The 18,181-nt window shown below is 70.9% G+C and carries 15 protein-coding genes and 1 tRNA gene; 8 read left to right on the top strand and 8 right to left on the bottom strand.

Annotation, left to right across the window (positions count from 1 at the left end; translation table 11 throughout):
- Positions 1 to 28 precede the first annotated feature (28 nt).
- The 3 genes from ACGFR7_RS36470 to ACGFR7_RS36460 all read left to right on the top strand — a co-directional run bounded on the left by ACGFR7_RS36470 (position 29) and on the right by ACGFR7_RS36460 (position 2,633).
- Complete coding sequence (locus ACGFR7_RS36470; protein WP_393328093.1) at positions 29 to 604, top strand: TerD family protein; 576 nt, start codon at positions 29 to 31, stop codon at positions 602 to 604.
- Positions 605 to 657: 53 nt separating this feature from the next.
- Positions 658 to 1,791, top strand: a complete 1,134-nt coding sequence (locus tag ACGFR7_RS36465; RefSeq protein WP_393328091.1) for a DUF475 domain-containing protein — start codon at positions 658 to 660, stop codon at positions 1,789 to 1,791.
- Between the two features lie 98 nt (positions 1,792 to 1,889).
- Positions 1,890 to 2,633, top strand: a complete 744-nt coding sequence (locus tag ACGFR7_RS36460; protein WP_393328088.1) for a Tellurium resistance — start codon at positions 1,890 to 1,892, stop codon at positions 2,631 to 2,633.
- 141 nt (positions 2,634 to 2,774) lie between these two features.
- Here ACGFR7_RS36460 and ACGFR7_RS36455 read toward each other — a convergent pair whose 3' ends face one another.
- Positions 2,775 to 3,965 (bottom strand): TerD family protein, encoded by a 1,191-nt coding sequence (locus ACGFR7_RS36455; protein ID WP_393328085.1) that lies wholly within the window; start codon positions 3,963 to 3,965, stop codon positions 2,775 to 2,777.
- A gap of 217 nt (positions 3,966 to 4,182) precedes the next feature.
- Here ACGFR7_RS36455 and ACGFR7_RS36450 point away from each other — a divergent pair, with 217 nt between their 5' ends.
- From ACGFR7_RS36450 to ACGFR7_RS36435, 4 genes are all read left to right on the top strand, one after another.
- Positions 4,183 to 5,355: an HpcH/HpaI aldolase/citrate lyase family protein gene (locus ACGFR7_RS36450; protein WP_393328082.1), complete on the top strand. Its 1,173-nt coding sequence runs from the start codon at positions 4,183 to 4,185 to the stop codon at positions 5,353 to 5,355.
- 58 nt (positions 5,356 to 5,413) lie between these two features.
- On the top strand, positions 5,414 to 8,014 hold the full coding sequence (locus tag ACGFR7_RS36445) for a phosphoribosyltransferase (protein WP_393328079.1): 2,601 nt from the start codon (positions 5,414 to 5,416) through the stop codon (positions 8,012 to 8,014).
- Positions 8,014 to 8,889, top strand: a complete 876-nt coding sequence (locus ACGFR7_RS36440) for an HAD family hydrolase (RefSeq protein ID WP_393328076.1) — start codon at positions 8,014 to 8,016, stop codon at positions 8,887 to 8,889. The genes ACGFR7_RS36445 and ACGFR7_RS36440 overlap by 1 nt, the downstream gene beginning before the upstream one ends.
- Positions 8,890 to 9,259: 370 nt before the next feature.
- Positions 9,260 to 9,883: an O-methyltransferase gene (locus ACGFR7_RS36435; RefSeq protein ID WP_393328118.1), complete on the top strand. Its 624-nt coding sequence runs from the start codon at positions 9,260 to 9,262 to the stop codon at positions 9,881 to 9,883.
- A 55-nt stretch (positions 9,884 to 9,938) separates the two neighbouring features.
- Here ACGFR7_RS36435 and ACGFR7_RS36430 read toward each other — a convergent pair whose 3' ends face one another.
- The 7 genes from ACGFR7_RS36430 to ACGFR7_RS36400 form a co-directional block, all read right to left on the bottom strand.
- A complete protein-coding gene (locus ACGFR7_RS36430) occupies positions 9,939 to 10,151 on the bottom strand; it encodes a zinc ribbon domain-containing protein (RefSeq protein WP_328387039.1) in 213 nt (70 codons plus the stop codon).
- Positions 10,152 to 10,176: 25 nt separating this feature from the next.
- Positions 10,177 to 11,316: a sugar kinase gene (locus ACGFR7_RS36425; RefSeq protein WP_393328072.1), complete on the bottom strand. Its 1,140-nt coding sequence runs from the start codon at positions 11,314 to 11,316 to the stop codon at positions 10,177 to 10,179.
- On the bottom strand, positions 11,313 to 11,933 hold the full coding sequence (locus tag ACGFR7_RS36420) for a bifunctional 4-hydroxy-2-oxoglutarate aldolase/2-dehydro-3-deoxy-phosphogluconate aldolase (RefSeq protein WP_393328070.1): 621 nt from the start codon (positions 11,931 to 11,933) through the stop codon (positions 11,313 to 11,315). The genes ACGFR7_RS36425 and ACGFR7_RS36420 overlap by 4 nt, the downstream gene beginning before the upstream one ends.
- A gap of 325 nt (positions 11,934 to 12,258) precedes the next feature.
- Positions 12,259 to 13,404, bottom strand: a complete 1,146-nt coding sequence (gene dgoD, locus ACGFR7_RS36415; protein ID WP_393328067.1) for a galactonate dehydratase — start codon at positions 13,402 to 13,404, stop codon at positions 12,259 to 12,261.
- An 89-nt stretch (positions 13,405 to 13,493) separates the two neighbouring features.
- On the bottom strand, positions 13,494 to 14,201 hold the full coding sequence (locus ACGFR7_RS36410) for a FadR/GntR family transcriptional regulator (RefSeq protein WP_393328063.1): 708 nt from the start codon (positions 14,199 to 14,201) through the stop codon (positions 13,494 to 13,496).
- 231 nt (positions 14,202 to 14,432) lie between these two features.
- Positions 14,433 to 15,218, bottom strand: a complete 786-nt coding sequence (locus ACGFR7_RS36405; RefSeq protein ID WP_393328061.1) for a DUF4383 domain-containing protein — start codon at positions 15,216 to 15,218, stop codon at positions 14,433 to 14,435.
- A gap of 399 nt (positions 15,219 to 15,617) precedes the next feature.
- The gene (locus tag ACGFR7_RS36400; RefSeq protein ID WP_393328058.1) at positions 15,618 to 17,003 is read right to left on the bottom strand and encodes a hypothetical protein; all 1,386 of its coding nucleotides are present in this window, start codon (positions 17,001 to 17,003) and stop codon (positions 15,618 to 15,620) included.
- Between the two features lie 142 nt (positions 17,004 to 17,145).
- Between ACGFR7_RS36400 and ACGFR7_RS36395 the strand changes: the two genes are divergently transcribed.
- Positions 17,146 to 17,217, top strand: a tRNA-Val gene (locus ACGFR7_RS36395).
- Positions 17,218 to 18,181: the final 964 nt, after the last annotated feature.

Below are 18,181 nucleotides of genomic sequence, written 5' to 3'. Positions count from 1 at the left end.
CGCACGGACACAGGGGAGGAAGCGCACGATGAGCGTCACGCTCGCCAAGGGGGGAAATGTCTCCCTTTCCAAGGCCGCTCCGAATCTCACGCAGATCATGGTCGGCCTCGGCTGGGACGCACGGTCCACGACCGGAGCGCCCTTCGACCTCGATGCCAGCGCGCTGCTGTGCCAGTCGGGCCGGGTGCTGGGGGACGAGTACTTCGTCTTCTACAACAACCTCAAGAGTCCCGAGGGCTCCGTCGAGCACACCGGGGACAACCTCACCGGCGAGGGGGAGGGCGACGACGAGTCGGTCCTGGTGGATCTCTCGCAGGTGCCCGAGCAGGTCGACAAGATCGTCTTTCCGGTCTCCATCCATGAGGCCGATATGCGTGGCCAGAGCTTTGGCCAGGTCAGCAATGCCTTTATCCGTATCGTCAATCAGGCCGACGGCAGTGAACTCGCCCGCTACGACCTCAGCGAAGACGCCTCCGGCGAAACCGCGATGATCTTCGGTGAGGTGTACCGCTACAACGGCGAATGGAAGTTCCGAGCGGTAGGGCAGGGGTACGCGTCGGGTCTGCGGGGCATCGCTCTAGACTTCGGGGTCAACGTTTCGTAAAGCGCCGCGCGCTGCGCGCGGGGGACCCCATACAGCGAGGGATTGGGTAGGCAGTGCTCCTGAAAACCTTTGGCTGGTCGTTCGCCATCACGGTGATAGGCCTCGCCTTGGCGGGCGTGCTCTGGGGGTGGCAGGGGCTCGCGATCGTCGGGATCCTGGCCGTCCTGGAGATCTCGCTCTCGTTCGACAATGCCGTGATCAACGCAGGCATCCTGCGCAAGATGAACGCCTTCTGGCAGAAGATCTTCCTCACCGTCGGCATCCTCGTCGCGGTGTTCGGCATGCGGCTGGTGTTCCCGGTCGTCATTGTCGCGATCACCGCGAAGCTGGGGCCGATCGAGGCGGTCAACCTCGCCCTCAATGACAAGGCGCAATACCAGGAACTGGTCACCAGCGCGCACCCTGCCATCGCGGCCTTCGGCGGAATCTTCCTGCTGATGATCTTCCTCGACTTCATATTCGAGGAGCGCGACTACAAGTGGCTGTCCTGGATCGAGAAGCCCATGGCCAAGATGGGCAAGCTCGACATGCTGTCCGTCATCGTCGGGCTGGTCGTCCTGCTGGTGAGCGCGATGACGGTGGCCACCGCCGCCGCGCACGGCGCCGGTGACAAGAGCGCCACGGTACTGCTGTCCGGTGTCGCGGGCATGATCACCTATCTCGTCGTCGGCGGCATCTCCGGCTACTTCGAGGACAAGCTCGAGGAGGACGACGAGGACGAGGAAGGCGAGGAGGCCGCGGCGGCTCCCGCGAAGAACGGCACCGGGGCGGCCGTGGGCCTGGCCGGCAAGGCCGCGTTCTTCATGTTCCTCTACCTCGAGGTCATCGACGCGTCGTTCTCCTTCGACGGCGTCATCGGCGCCTTCGCGATCACCAACGACATCTTCATGATGGCGCTGGGTCTGGGTATCGGCGCGATGTACATCCGTTCGCTGACGGTGTTCCTGGTCCGCAAGGGGACCCTGGACGACTACGTCTACCTGGAGCACGGCGCCCACTACGCGATCGGCGCGCTGGCCGTCATCCTGCTGGCCACGATCAAGTACGAGATCCCCGAGGTCGTCACCGGCCTGGTGGGCATCACGCTGATCGGCCTCTCCTTCGCCTCGTCCGTGATCCGGAACCGGCGCGAGGGGAAGCCGGGGGGTACCTCGGAGGCGAGGTCGGAAGTCACCTCCGGAGTGTGACGCGACGCTGATTGAGGAACGCTCTCTGCGGGGCGGCTGCGAGGTGCGGACCTCGGGCCGCCCCGCAGTGGTTGGGGCCGAGCAATGGGGTGGGCAAGGTGTCGTTCCTGGGGAATCTGCGGCGCGGTGGCGCCGCGAAGTTCGACTTCGACAGCGGCGGAGCGTCGTACGTCGTCGAGCTGACGAAACGGAATCCGGTCGTTTCCCTGACCAAGCAGGGGGCGGCCAGCGGGCATCTGCGGGTCAATCTGCACTGGCAGATGCGGCCCTCGGACCTGCACGAGCGGAGCGGGCAGGGCAGGGGCGGTCTGCTGCGGCATCCGGGCAAGCTGTTCAAACCGGAGATAGTGCAGGCGCAGGGGCCGGCCGTGGTCAATGTCGACCTGGACCTGGCCTGTCTGTACGAGCTCAAGGACGGCACCAAGGGCGTGGTGCAGCCGCTGGGGAACTTCCTGGGCGATCTCAACGGGGCGCCCTTCGTCAAGCTCAGCGGTGACGACCGCTTCGGCTCGGGGTCCGGCGAGACGCTTTACATCAACCTGGATCACCGCGACGAGATCAAGCGCATGCTGATCTTCGTCTACATCTACGACGGCACGCCGGCCTTCGACCGTACGCATGCGGTCGTGACGCTCTATCCGAGCAGCGGGCCACGGGTGGAGGTCAAGCTGGACGAGCGGGCGCCACAGGCCCGGTCCTGCGCCATCTTCATGCTGGAGAGCGTCAAGGGTGAGCTGACGGTGCGCCGCGAGGTGAAGTACGTCTACGGCTTCCAGGCGGAGCTCGACCGGCTGTACGGCTGGGGGCTGCAGTGGGGGCGGGGCTACAAGACGAACGCCTGAGCCGGGCACGCGGCGGCCCGCCGCCCTTGCGGCGCGCCGCTCGTTCCGCCTCCGGCCCCCGCGGCCGCCCGTCCCTGCCGCGCTCCCGCGGCCTTACGCCCGTGCCGCGCCCACGCCGCCGGAGGAATCCGCCCGGTCTCCCTAACGGCGCTGGAACTGCGGGCCCTGGGGCGGCAGGACGAAGGACGGGTCCGGCACGAAGGGCTGCTGCACCGGGTAGCCGTACGTCGAGGCCGGCGGTTGCTGGGCCGGCTGCGGAGCGCCGTACGGGAGCGGCGGCTGCTGCGGCTGGTACTGGGGCGGCGGCCCCGGGTAGCCGTAGGCGGGCTGGGCCGGGGGCTGCGCCGGCGGTGGCGGAACGTTCTGCGGATAGCCGTAGCCGCCGCTCGTGGGTGCCGTTCCCGGGCCCTGGGGCGCCGCGGTGGGCGGTGAGGGCAGAGGCGCGGACGACAGCGGTTCCGGCATGGCGTCCGGCACATGCTGGGTGACCGCCTCCGGGTCCGACGCCGAAGAGGCCTGGGGGTCCGCCGCGGACGGGGGGCCGGAGGCCTCCTCGGGCCAGGTGCTGGGCGGCGGGGTCGCGGCAAAGGCGGCGGGGCCGGTCACCTCCGGGCCGGTCACCGCCGGGCCGGGGGCGGCCGGTGCGGGAGCGGCCGGCGCCGGCGCGGCCGGGTCGCCGGACGGGCCGGACTCGCTCGCGGGGGCCGGGGCGGCGGTCGCCGCCGACTCCGGGCCGGGGGGTGCCGACACCGGGGCTTCCGAGGCCGGGGGACCGTCGGCGGCAGCCTCGTTCTCGTCCACCGAGATCCCGAACTCGGTCGCCAGGCCGACCAGCCCGCTCTCGTACCCCTGCCCCAGGGCGCGGAATTTCCAGCTGTCGGCGCGCCGGTACAACTCCCCGCAGATCAGGGCCGTCTCCTCGCCCGTCTCGGGAACCACATCGAAGACCGCGATCGGATCGCCGTCGCTCTGCGCCGCGTCGTACAGCACGACCCGCAGATCCGTGACGCCCGCGAACGCGCCACCGTCCGAGGACGCGGCCAGCACGACCCGGTCCACCGATGCGTCCAGCGCCGACAGGTCCGCCTCGATGGTGTCGGTCAGACTCTCCGCGAGCTGGGTCTTGGGCAGGTGCCGCACCAGACCACTGGGGTGCCGCGGTTGGTTGTAGAAGACGAAGTCCTCGTCGGAGTTCACACGTCCCTCGGGCCCCACCAACAGGGCCGAGGCATCGACATCGGGGACACCGGCGCCGGGGGTCCAGCGCAGGACGGCCCGGACAGCCGTGGCATCGAGGGGTACGTTCGACCCTTTCAGCATCGCGTGCGTCATGCCGCAATCCTGCCTTCCCGGAGGTCGCAGCGACAACGCGGGGGGCCACGAGCCGTTCGCGGGGCGCGGCCGCGGACACCCGGGCGCCTCGTGGGGGTTACGTGATTTTCCGGCGCACGGGAACTAACCGTGCTCCCACACACGTACGATTACCGGCTGGATCCAGACAGCGAGACGCAGCGGGGGTGCCGGATCCCGCATGGAGACGGGGAGTTGTATGCGTCATTTTGGGCACCTTTCGCCCGATATCCGGAAGGCACTGTTCCACCAGGAGCCGGTGGAGTTCACCGCCGGCTCCCCCGCCCGCACGCTCGCGGTCGCTCTGGGGGCGACGCTCTACAGCCCCGCCACCCGCACGCGACTCGCCGCCGATGTCCTCAAGCAGGCCGCGCGAGGCGTGGCATCCATGGTCCTGTGTCTAGAGGACTCCATAAGCGACGGGGACGTCGAGGCCGGCGAGGAGAACCTCGTGCGGCAGCTGGGCCTTCTCGACGAGGCGGCCACTGCGGGCGCGGACCTTCCCCTGCTGTTCATCCGCGTCCGCACACCCGGCCAAATACCGGATCTGGTCCGCCGGATGGGCAATGCCGTACACAGGCTGTCCGGTTTTGTACTTCCGAAGTTCACCGAGGAGCGTGGCATCCCGTTCCTTGAGGCACTGAACGCGGCCGAGGGCGCCTGCGCCCGGCGGCTGTTTGTGATGCCGGTGCTCGAATCTCCGCAGCTGCTGCATCTGGAGAGCCGCGCCGAGACCCTGGCGGGCATCGCCCGGACCGTGGACAAATACCGGGACCGGGTGCTTGCCCTGCGGCTCGGTGTCACGGACTTCTGCTCCGCCTATGGACTGCGCAGAGCCCCCGACATGACGGCATACGACGTCCAGATCGTCGCCTCCGTGATCGCCGACGTGGTGAATGTGCTGGGGCGGGCGGACGGCACGGGCTTCACGGTCACCGGCCCGGTGTGGGAGTACTTCCGGCTGCAGGAGCGGATGTTCAAGCCGCAGCTGCGCCGCAGCCCGTTCCTCGGACGCGCCGAGGAGTTGCGGACGGCCCTGATCGAGCACGACATGGACGGCCTGCTGCGGGAGATCGAACTCGACCGCGCGAACGGACTGCAGGGCAAGACCTGCATTCACCCCTCGCATGTCGCGCCGGTGCACGCCCTCTCGGTCGTCAGCCATGAGGAGTTCAGCGACGCGGTCGACATCCTGCGGCCCGAACGGGGCGACGGCGGGGTGCTGCGCTCCGCCTACACGAACAAGATGAACGAGGTGAAGCCGCACCGCGCCTGGGCCGAGCGGACCCTGTTGCGCGCCGAGGCGTTCGGGGTCGCCCGGGAAGGCATCGGGTTCGTGGAGCTGCTGACGGCGAGCCTGCCGCAGACGTGAGCGAGCAGGCGTGAGCAGACAGGAGCAGGCGTCAGCAGACGTGACCTGCGGGAAACAGATGAACGGTACGACGGAGGAGACGGAACACGTGGTCTGGACGGGAGAATGGGTCGCCGGCCGGCTCGGGGTCTCGCTGAGCGGCGGGGACGAGCTGCCGGAACTGCTGGGGCTGGCGCTGCGGCGCAACCCCAAGCGGGCCCATTTGCTCGTGTCGAACGTGCTCGGCAAGCACGTGCCCCAGCGGCCGGATGTGGTCCACGGCGCAGGCGTCGGGCTGGGACGCCGGGTGCGGGAGCTGCTGGGCGACGAGGCCGCTGCCCGCTCCGTCGTCCTCGGCTACGCCGAAACCGCCACCGGCCTGGGACATTCGGTGGCCGACGGCCTGGCCCTCGCGCCGTATCTGCACTCCACCCGCCGCCCGGTCGCGGGCGTGGCGCAGGTGGGCGGGTTCGAGGAGGAGCACAGCCACGCCACCTCGCATCTGCTGCTCCCGGAGGACCGTACGCTCCTCGCCGGTAACGGACCGCTGGTGCTCGTCGACGACGAGTTCTCCACCGGCCGGACCGTCCTGAACACGATCGCCGCGCTGCATGCGCACTTCCCGCGCGAGCGGTACGTGGTCGTCGCCCTGGTCGACATGCGCTCCGACGCGGACCGCAGCCACCTGGAGAAATTCGCGGCGGAACTGGGCGCCCGCGTCGACCTCGTGGCACTGGCCGCGGGCGGCGTACGCCTGCCCGCGGACGTTCTGACCCGCGGCCAGGAACTCGTCGCCGCCCAGGAGGCGCTTGCGGCCCGGGCCGCCGCGCCGGTCACGGGGAGCGCGACCGAGCAGGCGGGATCCGAGGGCACGGGTTCCGCGAACAACGACCGCGGCTCCGGTCCGGCAGAGGCCCCGGCAGACATCCCGGCAGACATCCCGCCGGACGTCCCGGCGGCGTCCGGCGCGAACGTCGTGCGGGTCGCTCTCGGCTGGCCCGGCGGGCTGCCGGACGGCGGTCGGCACGGCTTCACGCCGGCGCACCGTGCCCGGCTGGAGGCCGCTCTGCCCCGCATGGCGGCCCGGATCGCCCGGCACCTGGACGGCGCCCGCCGCATCCTCGTCCTCGGCAGCGAGGAATTGATGTACGCGCCGCTGCGGATGGCCGGGGCCCTGGACGCTCTCCTGGCCGAGGAGGCGGGCGGCGCCGAACCGGCGCCGAACGTCTTCTTCTCCACCACCACCCGGTCGCCGGTGCTCCCCGTCGACGACCCCGGTTACGCGATACGGACCCGGCTGTCCTTCCCCGCTCACGACCAGCCGGCCGACGGCCCGGGGGAGCGGTACGCCTACAACGTGGCGGCCGGCGCCGACCCGGAACGCGGCTTCGACACCATCGTGGCCGTCGTGGACTCGCCCGGGGACTCCCCGGAACTGCACGCCACCGACGGTCTGCTGCACCGGCTCGCCGAGCACACCGGCCGGCTGCTGCTCGCCGTCATCCCCTCGTACGCCCCGCAGCCACAGGACCGGACCGTGCCCCTCCCCGAGCCGCTGCGCGGCCCCGCCTTCTCCTCCTACACCGCTGACGAGGTCGGCTGGCTGCTGCAGGACCTCTCCGACGTCACCCTGGAAGCGCCGACCGAGGAACGCGAGGAGGCGATTCAGCGCGGTGGCGCCCACTACGCCGAGTCGCTGCCGGTCGAATACCAGCCGAGCGAGCAGTACCAGGCGCTCTTCCACAGCGCGCTGCGGACCTCCGCGAGCCGGATCGCCCGGGCGGTCGGGACCGTCACCGAGACCGTGCTCGCCGAACGCGGCCCGCGCCCCGTGCTGGTGTCGCTGGCCCGGGCCGGCACCCCCGTCGGGGTGCTGATGCGCCGCTGGGCGCTGCACACCCACGGCGTGGAGCTGCCGCACTACACCCTCTCGATCGTCCGCGGCCGGGGCATCGACACCACCGCGCTGCGCTGGCTGGCCGCCCATCACGATCCGGCGGATGTGGTCTTCGTGGACGGCTGGACCGGCAAGGGCGCCATCACCCGCGAACTCGCCGAGGCCCTGGCGGAGTTCCCGGGCTTCGACCCGCGGATCGCCGTGCTCGCCGACCCCGGCGGCTGTGTCGAGACCTATGGCACCCGGGACGACTTCCTCATCCCGTCCGCCTGCCTCAACTCCACCGTCTCCGGCCTCATATCCCGCACCGTTCTGCGCGACGACCTCGTGGGGCCGGACGACTTCCACGGGGCGAAGTTCTACCGCGACCTGGCGGCGGCCGATGTGTCGCGTGCTTTCCTGGACGCGGTCAGCGCCCGCTTCGACGACGTGGCCGCGGAGGCCGCGGCGGAGGCGAAGGAGCTGGCCGCCGCCGACCGGGCCCCCACCTGGGAGGGCTGGGCGGCCGTCGAACGGATCAGCGAGGAGTACGGCATCCACGACGTCAATCTCGTGAAGCCCGGTGTCGGCGAGACCACGCGCGTACTGCTGCGCCGGGTCCCCTGGAAGATCCTGGCCCGGCAGGGGGCCGGGGCCGATCTCGATCATGTGCGCCTCCTGGCGGAACAGCGGGGGGTGCCCGTCGAAGAGGTCGAGGAACTGCCCTATACCTGTGTGGGGTTGATCCACCCCCGCTACACCCGCGGGGCCACGGGTGCCGACGGCAAGGCGGTGGCCTCCTGATGAACGGCCGGCCCCTCGCCCACCACCACCCTTCCCCAAAAGCGCTGCGCGCCGCCCCTCTTCTGGTCGCCAGCGACCTCGACCGCACCCTGATCTATTCGGCCGCCGCCCTGGGCCTCGCCATGCCGGACGCCGAGGCTCCCCGGCTCCTGTGCGTCGAGACCTATGAGCGCAAGCCGCTGTCCTATATGACGGAGACGGCCGCCGCCCTGCTCGCCGAACTGGCCGCCACCACCACCTTCGTCCCGGCCACCACCCGCACCCGCGAGCAGTACGGCCGTATCCATCTCCCCGGGCCCGTACCCGAGTTCGCCATCTGCGCCAACGGCGGCCATCTGCTCGTACGGGGTGAGTCCGACCCGGACTGGCAGCGCACCGTCGCCGGGCGGCTCTCCTCGCAGTGCGCACCCCTGGACGAGATCCGCGCGCACCTGGTCCGCACCGCCGACCCGGCCTGGCTGCGCAAGGAACGCGTTGCCGAGGACCTTTTCGCCTACCTCGTCGTGGAGCGCCCACTGCTGCCGGACACCTGGGTGAAGGACCTGACCGGCTGGGCCGACGAACGCGGCTGGACCGTGTCCCTGCAGGGCCGCAAGATCTACGCCGTGCCGAAGCCGCTGACCAAGAGCGCAGCCGTGGCGGAAGTGGCCCGCCGCACCGGGGCGTCCGAGGTCCTTGCGGCCGGCGATTCCCTCCTCGACGCCGATCTGCTGCTGGCCGCGGACCGCGCATGGCGGCCCGGACACGGCGAGCTGGCGGACTCCGGCTGGCAGGCCCCGCACCTCACGGCGCTCGACGAACGGGGCGTCGCCGCGGGCGAGGAGATCGTGCGGGCCTTCCTTCGCGGTGCCGTGCCCCCGGGCCGGGCGGGTTGATACGGGCGGCAACGAAGGCCGCCATTGCCGGCGTGACCGCCATTGCCGTCGCGACCTCCACTGCCGACGTGACCTCCACCGCCGGCCTGGCCGCCGCCCGGGCCGGCTTCTCGTCCACCCGCCCCGCCCCGCCGGGTTCGGGCGGTATCGCGCGCTGCCTCGCTACCTGGGGCCGTAGACCGGTAGTGAGGCCGGGGAAAAGGGAGAGGCACGAGGGGAGCGAGTGCCGGGAAAACAGTCGGTGAAGGCGGCGGCTCGGTTAGTCTCGCCGAAGCGATCGGCTGCATCGTCCGGTGATCGCCGCGACCGCGATCCTTGACCCAGGGGAGAGCCAGTGACCGAGTCCAAGAGCACGCCGATCACAGCGGAGATGTACGACTACGTCCTCGCCCACAACCCACCGTTGAACGCCGCACAGCGAGACCTCGTGGAGCTCACCCGCCAGCAGTTCCCCGAGGCGGCGGGGATGCAGTCAGCGGAGGAACAGGGGCCCCTGCTGGCGTTCCTGGTGCGGCTGATCGGGGCTCGGCATGTCGTCGAGGTGGGAACCTTCACCGGATTTTCGGCGCTGTCCATGGCCCAGGCGCTGCCCGCGGACGGCACGCTGATCGCCTGTGATGTCTCCGAGGAGTGGACGGCGTACGGCCGGGAGGCATGGGAGAAGGCCGGGGTCGGGGACCGCGTCAAGCTGCGGATCGCGCCCGCGCTGGAAACGCTGCGGGCGATGCCGGCCGCACCGCATATCGACCTCGCCTACCTCGACGCGGACAAGGGCGGCTATATCGCGTACTGGGAAGAGCTGGTGCCCCGGATGCGGCCGGGCGGCCTGATCGTTGCGGACAACGTCCTGTACCACGGCGAGGTCGCCGACCCGGCGGCGACCGGGTCGGCCCTGGCGATCAGGGCCTTCAACGACCACGTCGTGGAGGACTCACGTATGGAGGCGGTCATTCTCACGGTGGCCGACGGCGTGACCCTGGCACGCAAGAAGTAGCGGCGGCCGAGGACCCGGGGCCGGGCCCCGGGGCACCCCGTAGTTGCCGTGCGCACTAGCCGCCGCAGCAACCGCCGCCGCAGCAGCCGCCGCCCCCGCCCTGTGGGGCGGCAGCGGTCGCGGAGCCGCCGACGGCGACCGTGGAGAGGAGCTTCACGGTGTCCTCGTGGCCCTCGGGACACACGGCCGGGGCGGAGGACTCGGCCATCGGCCGGTTCAGCTCGAAGGTGGAGCCGCAGGGGCGGCACCGGTATTCGTAACGAGGCATGGGCACAGGTTAGCCGTGGTGCCGCTCAGCGGACGACGGTGCCGGGCGGCGCGCCCAGCAGGCCCAGCTCCGCACGGGTCGGCGCGCCCTCCCAGTCGCCGGGGGAGGCGACGGCGAACGCTCCTGTGGTGACGGCCCGCTCCAGGCATTCGGCCGTCCCCTCACCGTCCAGCAGCGCCGACAGATAGCCCGCCACGAAGGCATCGCCGGCTCCCACGGCATCGACGGCCCGTACGGCCTTGGCGGGCCGGTGCAGGGAGCCGCCGTGGGTGAAGGCCGTTGCCCCCTCCGCGCCGAGTTTGACCACGATCTCGCCGACGCCCAGCTCCCTCAGCAGCCCGGCCTGCGACGTGATGCCGGCGGCGCAGCCACCGCCGGCTTCCAGGGGCGGCAGGCACAGCGGAAGCTCGTCGTCGGAGGCGATCAGGAGATCCACGTAGGGGATCCACTCAGCCAGGACCACGGAGGCTTCCCCGGCCGTCCACAGCCGGGCGCGGAAGTTGACATCGAGGCAGACCAAGGAGCCGTGCTCGCGGGCCAGCCGGAGGGACCGCAGAGCTGCCGAGCGCGCCGTGGGGCTCAGGGACGGGGTGATGCCCGTCAGGTGCAGGACGCGGGGCGGCGCGGCGCGGAAGGCGCGCTCGATCACGCCTGCCGTGAGCCGCGAGCCGGCCGATCCCGCACGGTAGTAGTGCACCCGGGTGACGTCAGGCAGCCGCGGCTCGAAGAGGAGCAGCCCGGTCGGGGCTCCCGGATCGGTCGAGGCGCCGGATACCTCGACGCCCTCGGCGCGCAGCGTACGCAGCACCAGTTCCCCGGCCTCGTCCTCACCGACCGCGCCCGCCCAGCGGACCTCGTGCCCGAGCCGGGCCAGTCCGATCGCGACATTGCTCTCCGCTCCTGCGATGGAGACCTGCATCGTGCCGCCGAGCTTCAGCGGGCCGCTGCCGCGTAGCGCGACCATGGTCTCGCCGAAGGTGAAGACGTCCGGACGGCCCGGTTGCCGGGGAGCCCATGGACGGCCCGGGGCGGCCCCGGGGCGGGGATCGGCGCCGCCGTGCTGCGAGTCCCCGTCCTCGTCCCCGTGCCCGTCCCCGTGTCTGTGCCCGTGATCGTCCCTGTCCCGCTGCGCTTCGCCGCCCCCGGCAGCCGGCTGCCCCGTCATCGTGCGCACACCGCCCTGAACTCTGCCGCGCGCTTGCGCAGCCCGTCCAGGTCGCCGCCGTCCGCCGCGTCCCCGACCAGTGGCGAGCCGACACCCACCGCCACCGCCCCGGCGGCGAAGTACGCCTGCGCAGCGGCTGCGTCCACGCCGCCGACCGGCACGAACGGCAACTCGGGGAAGGGCGCACGCAGCGCCCGCAGATACGCGGGTCCACCGACCGACGCCGGGAACAGCTTCAGGGCCGAGACGCCCAGCGCATCCGCCGCGATCACCTCGGACGGCGTCATCACCCCGGCGAGCGTCGGCAGCCCCTGGCGTACGGACTCCTCCAGACCGGCCCCGAGCCCGGGGGTGACGATGAGATTCGCCCCGGCTTCGGCGGCACGCCGCGCATCCGATGCGGTCAGGACGGTGCCGGCGCCGAGCCAGGCCGCGTCGCCCAGCTCGGCGCGCGCCCGCCGGATCACGGTGAGGGCGTCCTTCCCGCTGAGCGAGATCTCGATCAGCGGAAGGCCTGCCTCCACAAGCGCCATGACGGTACGGAAGGACGCCTCCGCATCTCTGCCCCGGATGATGGCGACCAGCCGCTCGGTCCGGAGCGCTGTGCTGAGGTCCATGGCGTTTCCTGCTTTCTCCTGCACCCCGCCGCATGTGTGACTGCGCGGCTGGGTCGTTCGGGCGCGCGGGTGACACCTTCGATTATTCCGGGCCGCGCTGACGGGTGTACCGGGTGTACCGGGTGTGCCGGGGGGACCGGGTGCACCGGGCGTGCGGGGGGGGGGGAGGAAGGGGGAAGGCACCGGGCGCCGGTAGGGAGGGGAATTCCGGGCCCCGGTACCAGGATTCCCCTACCGGGGGCCTGGGTCGCGCACACCGGACACCCCCATCCCCGTCCCCCATCCCCCATCACCAACCCCACCCCCATCCCCCTCACCATTCGGCTCACCATTCGGCGAACGACCCGTCCTCATGGCGCCACACAGGGTTCCGCCAGGCGTGGCCCCGCTCATCCGCCGCCCGCACCGCGGCCTCGTCCACCTCCACACCGAGCCCGGGGCGGTCGGTCCGCAGCAGTGAGCCCCCGTGGAAGCGGAGCGGCTCCGGATCCAGCACGTAGTCCAGCAGCTCGGCGCCCCGGTGGTAATGGATCCCGATGGACTGCTCCTGGATGAGGAAGTTCGGGGTGGTGAAGGCGACTTGGAGGCAGGCTGCGAGGGCGACCGGACCGAGCGGGCAGTGCGGGGCGAGCTGCGCCCCGTACGCCTCCGCGAGCGCGGCGATCCGGCGCAGCTCGGAGATGCCGCCCGCATGCGAGACATCGGGCTGGAGGATCGCGACGCCGGCTTGGAGGGGAGCCAGGAACTCTCGCCGGGTGAAGAGACGTTCACCGAGTGCGAGGGGGATGTTGGAGGCGTTGACGAGGCCAGGGAGGGCTTCCAGGTAGTCGGGGAGAACCGGCTCCTCGACGAACATCGGTGCGTAGTCGGCCAGCAGGGGGAGGAGCCTGCGGGCGTTGGCGGGCGAGACCCGGCCGTGGAAGTCGAGGCCGAAGTCCCGTTCGTCGCCGAGGACTTCGCGTGCGGTCTCGGCGCGCAGCAGGCACTCCCGTACCTCGGCGCGGGTGGCCACCGGAGTCATCCGGCCGCAGCCGTTCATCTTGACGGCGGTGAAGCCCGCCTCGATCTGGGCGGTGACCGCGTCGCGGACGGCGTGCGGCTCGTCGCCGCCCACCCATGCGTAGGCGCGGATCTTCTCGCGGACCGGTCCGCCCAGCAGCTGGTGGACGGGGACACCGTGCCGCTTCCCCTTGATGTCCCACAACGCCTGGTCCAGCCCGGCGACGGCGGACGACAGGACGGGCCCGCCGCGGTAGAAGCCGCCTTTGGTCATGACCTGCCAGTGGTCCTCGATGCGCGCCGGATCCTGGCCCAGAAGGTACTCGGACAGCACCTCCACCGCCGCCCGGACCGGCTCGGCCCGCCCTTCGGCCACCGGCTCACCCCAGCCGACGACGCCCTCATCGGTCTCCACCCGGACGAACAGCCAGCGCGGTGGCGCGAGGAACGTCTCGATGCGGCTGATCTTCATGGACCGGCTCCGTCCTGTCGGCGTGCGGGGCGGCGCCGCCTACGGGCGGAGTCCGCCTTCACCGGCCCGAAGCCTTTCCCTCCAAGCCCCTACGGATGCTCCCGCGCCGACAGATCAAGCAGTTCGAGCATCGCCATATAGGCGCCGTCGACGTCCCGGTCCCGTACGGCCTCGACCACCGCGGCGTGCGCCGCATGAGGATGCTCGAACGCGCCGTCCGCGGCGAGCACGGCCCGGTCGCGCTGGACGAGTACCGGCACGATCACCCGGTGCATCTGCGCGTAGAAGCGATTGTTCGAGGCGATCAGCATCGCCGTGTGGAACGACGCATCGGCGCGTACGAGCAGTGCCGGATCGGTGTCGGCTCCGGCCATCGCACCGAGCGCGGCGTGCAGCGCCGCCAGATCGTCCTCCGTCCGGCGCTCCGCGGCGAGCGCGGCCGCCGCGGGCTCGATGGAGCGGCGCAGTTCGAGCACATCGGCGAAGAAATCGGACGAGACACCGGCCGCGAGCTTCCAGCGCAGGACGTCCGCATCCAGCAGGTTCCAGTCCTCCCGGGGGCGGACGAACGTGCCGCGCGCCGTGTCGGTATCGAGGAGGCCCTTCATGGTCAGCACCTTGACCGCCTCACGCAGCACGGTCTGGGTCACGTCCAGCTGTGCCATCACGTCCGGCATGACGAGGCTGTCGCCCTCACCGTAAGTGCCCTTGATGATCCGCCCGGCGAGCGATTCGACCGCCTCGTGGTGCACCCCGTGCCCGCCGGCGGAGGAGGCGGTGTGCTCCGAACTGCTCATCGTGTGCTCCCTGCTCTCCCCGTGTGCTCTCCGCCGACGCCGTCCCTCCCGGTCGCGCAGCTCCGCCCCGTCATCGAGTCCCGGTAGTCCCCGTGGTCCCCGGTTGGTCCCGTAGTCCCGGCTGGTCCCGTAGTCCCGTAGCGCCCTGACGGCTCCCGTCATCAGCCGTCAGGGCGTACCGAGCACCCCATTCCCACCTCGGTACGCCCTGACGTCTCTCCTCGCCCCGGCTCAGGTCCTCTTGCCGGCGGTTCCGGCATCCGTGCCGCCGCCGGAGGCAGTACCCGCACCCCTGGCACCGGAGGAGGCGGTACCCGTACTCGTCCCCGCACTCAGGCCCGTGCGGGACCTGCTCCCGCTGGTGCCGGCGCCGATCGAACCGCGCCCGGCGTGCGAGGCGCCCTGGACCTTGACCCGTGCCGCCTGCCGTGCGGCCGTCATGCCGGAGACGGGACGCAACTGGCCGCGGTCGAACCGTTCCGCTTCCTCCGGGTGCCGGGCGCGCCAGTACGGATTGTCGTGCGAGAGGCCGCCGCTGACCCGTCCGTACATCCCGAAGACCAGCAGCATCAGTCCGACCACAAAGCTGAAGAGGACGTTCTGGAGCCGGAAGGCGAGGAAGTTCGCGTCGGTGTCCAGCAGCGCCAGGTTCACGAAGCCGCTCAGGAGGAAGAGGATGCCGAACACGATGTTGAGGGTCGAGGCGAAGTTCTTGCCGATCACCATGCCGACGACGAGGATCGCGCCGACGACGATGGAGAGGATGCTCAGGGAGCCGTTGGTGTTCAGCCCGGCAACGGTGTCGCCGCCGGTGTCGAAGAAGCCGATGTGGTGCGTCAGCCCGAGGATGCCGAAGGCGATCAGCACCAGGCCCATCAGCCCCGCGCCGATGCGGTAGACCTTGCTGAGCCGGTGGTCCACGGGCAGATGCTCATCGAGCCGGGTGTGATGCGTCTTCGTCCGGTGAAAGGGGTTCGAGGGCCCGTGCAGGGTCTGGCCAGTAGCCCCAGTAGCCATCTCCGGCCTCCTTCGCGCAGGTGTGCCGCCTGGGCCGTACTTCCCTCCAGGATCCGCCCACGTGCGACATCACGCCATTGCACCCTGGGTGACGGGCACGTAGCTGCGGTGACCTGCACACGGCCCCGGTGACGAGTGGTACGGAACCCCGGTGACGAGTACGGAACCCGCTGACGAGGAGAGCCCCGAAGACGGGCACATACGCGTCGCCCGCGCCGGGACCACCAGCCGGCCCGGGGCAGCCCCCTCAGCAGCCTCAGCGGCCGCCGCCAGGAAGTCCCAGCCCCGGAGCCCAGCCACCCCCGGCCCTGGAGCCTCAGCCGCCCCCGGAACCCAGCCACCCCTCTCGGCCCTGGAGCCTCAGCCGCCCCCGGAGCCCGGAGCCCAAAGCCCGGAGCCTCAGCCCCCGCCCCCTGCGCCGCCCCTGGCCCCGCGGATCTCCTGCACCACCCGGGCCGCCGTCTCCCGTACCGCCTCGGTCTCCGTCAGGAAATGCCACCAGTCCGGATGCCGCCCCTCCAAGCTCTCGACCGCACGGTCCAGCCGCGCCACCGCCTCGTCCAGGGGGCCGGCGTGCCGCGGGTCGGGGGTGCTGCGCCCGGCCATCGCCAGCCGTTGCGCGTCCCGGACCGCGAAGCGCGTCCGTTCGACCTCCTTCTGCCGGTCGAACGACACCGCATCGAGTCGCTGCAGCCGGTCACCGGCCGCCGAGACCGCCTCGTCGGTGCCGTCCAGCAGCGCCCGTACGGTCGCCAGCAGGCTCGTGGCATCCGCCCAGCGCTGCTCGTCCCGCGCCTGCTGCGCCTCCCGCAACTTGACCTCGGCCTGCTGGACGGAGTGCGCGGCCTGTTCCGGTACCTGCTGCAGGTCCTGCCAGCATGCCGCGCTGTACCGTCGCCGCAGCTCGCTGAGGACCGGGTCGACCTTCCCGGCACGCGTCGTGATCGCCTGCGCCCGGGTCCGCAGCGACACCAGCCGCTTGTCGATCTCCGCCGCCTTCCCCGGCAGCCGCTCGGCCTCGGTCCGTACGTCCTCGGCCTTGCGCAGCATGTCGTCGGCGCGGCGGATCGTCTCCTGTACGCCGTGCTGCCCGGCACCCTGATTGAGCTTGGTCAGCTCGGGCCCGAGCGCTGCCAGCCGGGTCGCGAGATCATCGGCCCGCAGCCCCTGCGCACGGACCGCGTCCAGCGCGTTGCTCGCCGCCAGCAGCGCCTGCCGCGCCCGCTCCACGGCCGGAGCCAGCCGCGCCAGCTGCGTCTCGGCGGTCTGCAGCAACGGCCCGAGCCCTTGCGCGAACCGCTCCAGCTCGCTCCGGACGCGATCCAGCTCCTCCTTGGCACGCGTCAGATCGGCCCGCGCCCGCGCCACCGCGGCACCGTCCAGATCATCACGGTCCAGATCGTGGGAGTCGACCGCGGTGATGTACTGCTGACTCACCTCGTCGATCCGCCGGCCGAAGCCTTCGTAATCCGCCGCGGCCTTCCGCGCGGCCGGCGAATTGTCGACCGCGGTGATCGTCTCTATGGAGATCCGCAGGTCACGGTGTGCGGTGTCCAGCTCGTAGAACGCGGCCGCCGCGGCGTCCTTCGCGGCCTGCGCATCGGCCCGCTGGCTCTCCCCGCGCCCGAACCAGCGACGGGTCCCCCCGCCCGCGAACGACATCGGCACCATCGCCACCAACAACGGCAACGGCAGCAGCACGAGCCCCACCACATCCCGGAGCGGACCCCCACGGACGCGACGGCGTTCTCGCTGCTCATGCGGCTGCGTCTCTGTCGCCGTCACTTCCCTCTCCCGATCGGATCGCCCCAGGACCGAATGTCATTCTCCCACTCACCGGAAACGAACACACCGGCCGGTAAGTTCGGACTTCGCTTACGGGTTTGCCGTTCAGCCCCAAAGGCAAGGTAGTCTGTCGGCTCGGCCAGGGCGCATAGCTCAGCGGTAGAGCGCTGCTCTTACAAAGCAGATGTCACAGGTTCAAATCCTGTTGTGCCCACAGAGAAATAGCAGGTCAGAGGGCCCTTCGCGTCGATACGTGGAGGGCCCTCCGCCTGGCGGTACACATTCAGGCACCTGGGTCAGCACGCCTCGGCCGGTGCGCCGCGGCGCGCTCTTGCTGCCGCCTCCAGCGCAGCTTCCTGCTTCAGTTCCCTGCTTCAGCTCGGCGAGTGCCTTGGCTGCCTTGTGTGTGGTGCCCGGAGCTTGTCCTGGGCTTCACCAGGCTGCTGGAGACGGGCGGGCTGTTACCGACCTTGCAAAGGAATCATGCCGCGGGGGCTTGGTGCCTGTGAACGGAGGCGGGTGGCTGCATGCAGCCACCCGCCTCCTCGCTTTCTCCGGCGGCTATCGACCCTTGGCGCAGGCGCGCGTCCAGTCGATCAACTTCTGCAATACCTCGATCATGACCCTCTGCTTCCGTTCCGGCATGAAGGGCCAGCAAAGCCATGCCGGCGCCGCCGGCAGGACGAACAACAGCAGGGGCAGGAGCGAGAGCGCAGGGAGAAAGATCCTCAACACACCAGGAGTGGGCACGATGTGTCCTTGTACTCGAAGGAATCGACGTGCGACACCGCGGCCCACGCCTTACCAACTACCTTGCCGCAGCACCAGTTAACGCTCTGGCCAGGAGAGCACTACGAACTTGGGGTAATCGCACGCCTGTTGGAAGCTGCCTGGCAGAGGGCGCACGGGAGGGAGGCGTGTTCGGCGTCGGTGCCCCTTTGTACGCAGCGAGACGAAGGTGCGGGTGAGGGATTCGGTCTGCTCAGCGGCTGTCCGCACGCCCAGCACGGTGGGGTGCCGCGGGGCCGGGCTGCTCCGGCGGGATCGGGGCGGGGTCGGCGGCGCCGACTCTGACGGCGGGCTTACTAGGCACTGTTTCTCGGATCACGTTCGGAGCCAGATGGCGAGGGCTGCGAGTGTGACGGTGCCGAGGTAGATGTAGGCGCGTTTCTCGTAGC

It is taken from the genome of Streptomyces sp. NPDC048516 (genome assembly GCF_043199875.1).
In the GTDB taxonomy this organism is placed as follows: domain Bacteria; phylum Actinomycetota; class Actinomycetes; order Streptomycetales; family Streptomycetaceae; genus Streptomyces.
This window is presented reverse-complemented; position numbering and strand designations above follow the sequence as displayed.

Excerpts from the sequence above, each read along its gene's own strand:
- ACGFR7_RS36435 (WP_393328118.1), top strand. The coding sequence starts at position 9,260 with ATGTACGACTACGTCCTCGCCCACAACCCACCGTTGAACGCCGCACAG.
- ACGFR7_RS36420 (WP_393328070.1), bottom strand. The coding sequence starts at position 11,933 with ATGGACCTCAGCACAGCGCTCCGGACCGAGCGGCTGGTCGCCATCATC.
- ACGFR7_RS36455 (WP_393328085.1), bottom strand. The coding sequence starts at position 3,965 with ATGACGCACGCGATGCTGAAAGGGTCGAACGTACCCCTCGATGCCACG.
- ACGFR7_RS36470 (WP_393328093.1), top strand. The coding sequence starts at position 29 with ATGAGCGTCACGCTCGCCAAGGGGGGAAATGTCTCCCTTTCCAAGGCC.
- ACGFR7_RS36430 (WP_328387039.1), bottom strand. The coding sequence starts at position 10,151 with ATGCCTCGTTACGAATACCGGTGCCGCCCCTGCGGCTCCACCTTCGAG.
- ACGFR7_RS36405 (WP_393328061.1), bottom strand. The coding sequence starts at position 15,218 with ATGGCTACTGGGGCTACTGGCCAGACCCTGCACGGGCCCTCGAACCCC.
- ACGFR7_RS36440 (WP_393328076.1), top strand. The coding sequence starts at position 8,014 with ATGAACGGCCGGCCCCTCGCCCACCACCACCCTTCCCCAAAAGCGCTG.
- ACGFR7_RS36445 (WP_393328079.1), top strand. The coding sequence starts at position 5,414 with ATGAACGGTACGACGGAGGAGACGGAACACGTGGTCTGGACGGGAGAA.
- dgoD (WP_393328067.1), bottom strand. The coding sequence starts at position 13,404 with ATGAAGATCAGCCGCATCGAGACGTTCCTCGCGCCACCGCGCTGGCTG.
- ACGFR7_RS36450 (WP_393328082.1), top strand. The coding sequence starts at position 4,183 with ATGCGTCATTTTGGGCACCTTTCGCCCGATATCCGGAAGGCACTGTTC.
- ACGFR7_RS36425 (WP_393328072.1), bottom strand. The coding sequence starts at position 11,316 with ATGACGGGGCAGCCGGCTGCCGGGGGCGGCGAAGCGCAGCGGGACAGG.
- ACGFR7_RS36410 (WP_393328063.1), bottom strand. The coding sequence starts at position 14,201 with ATGAGCAGTTCGGAGCACACCGCCTCCTCCGCCGGCGGGCACGGGGTG.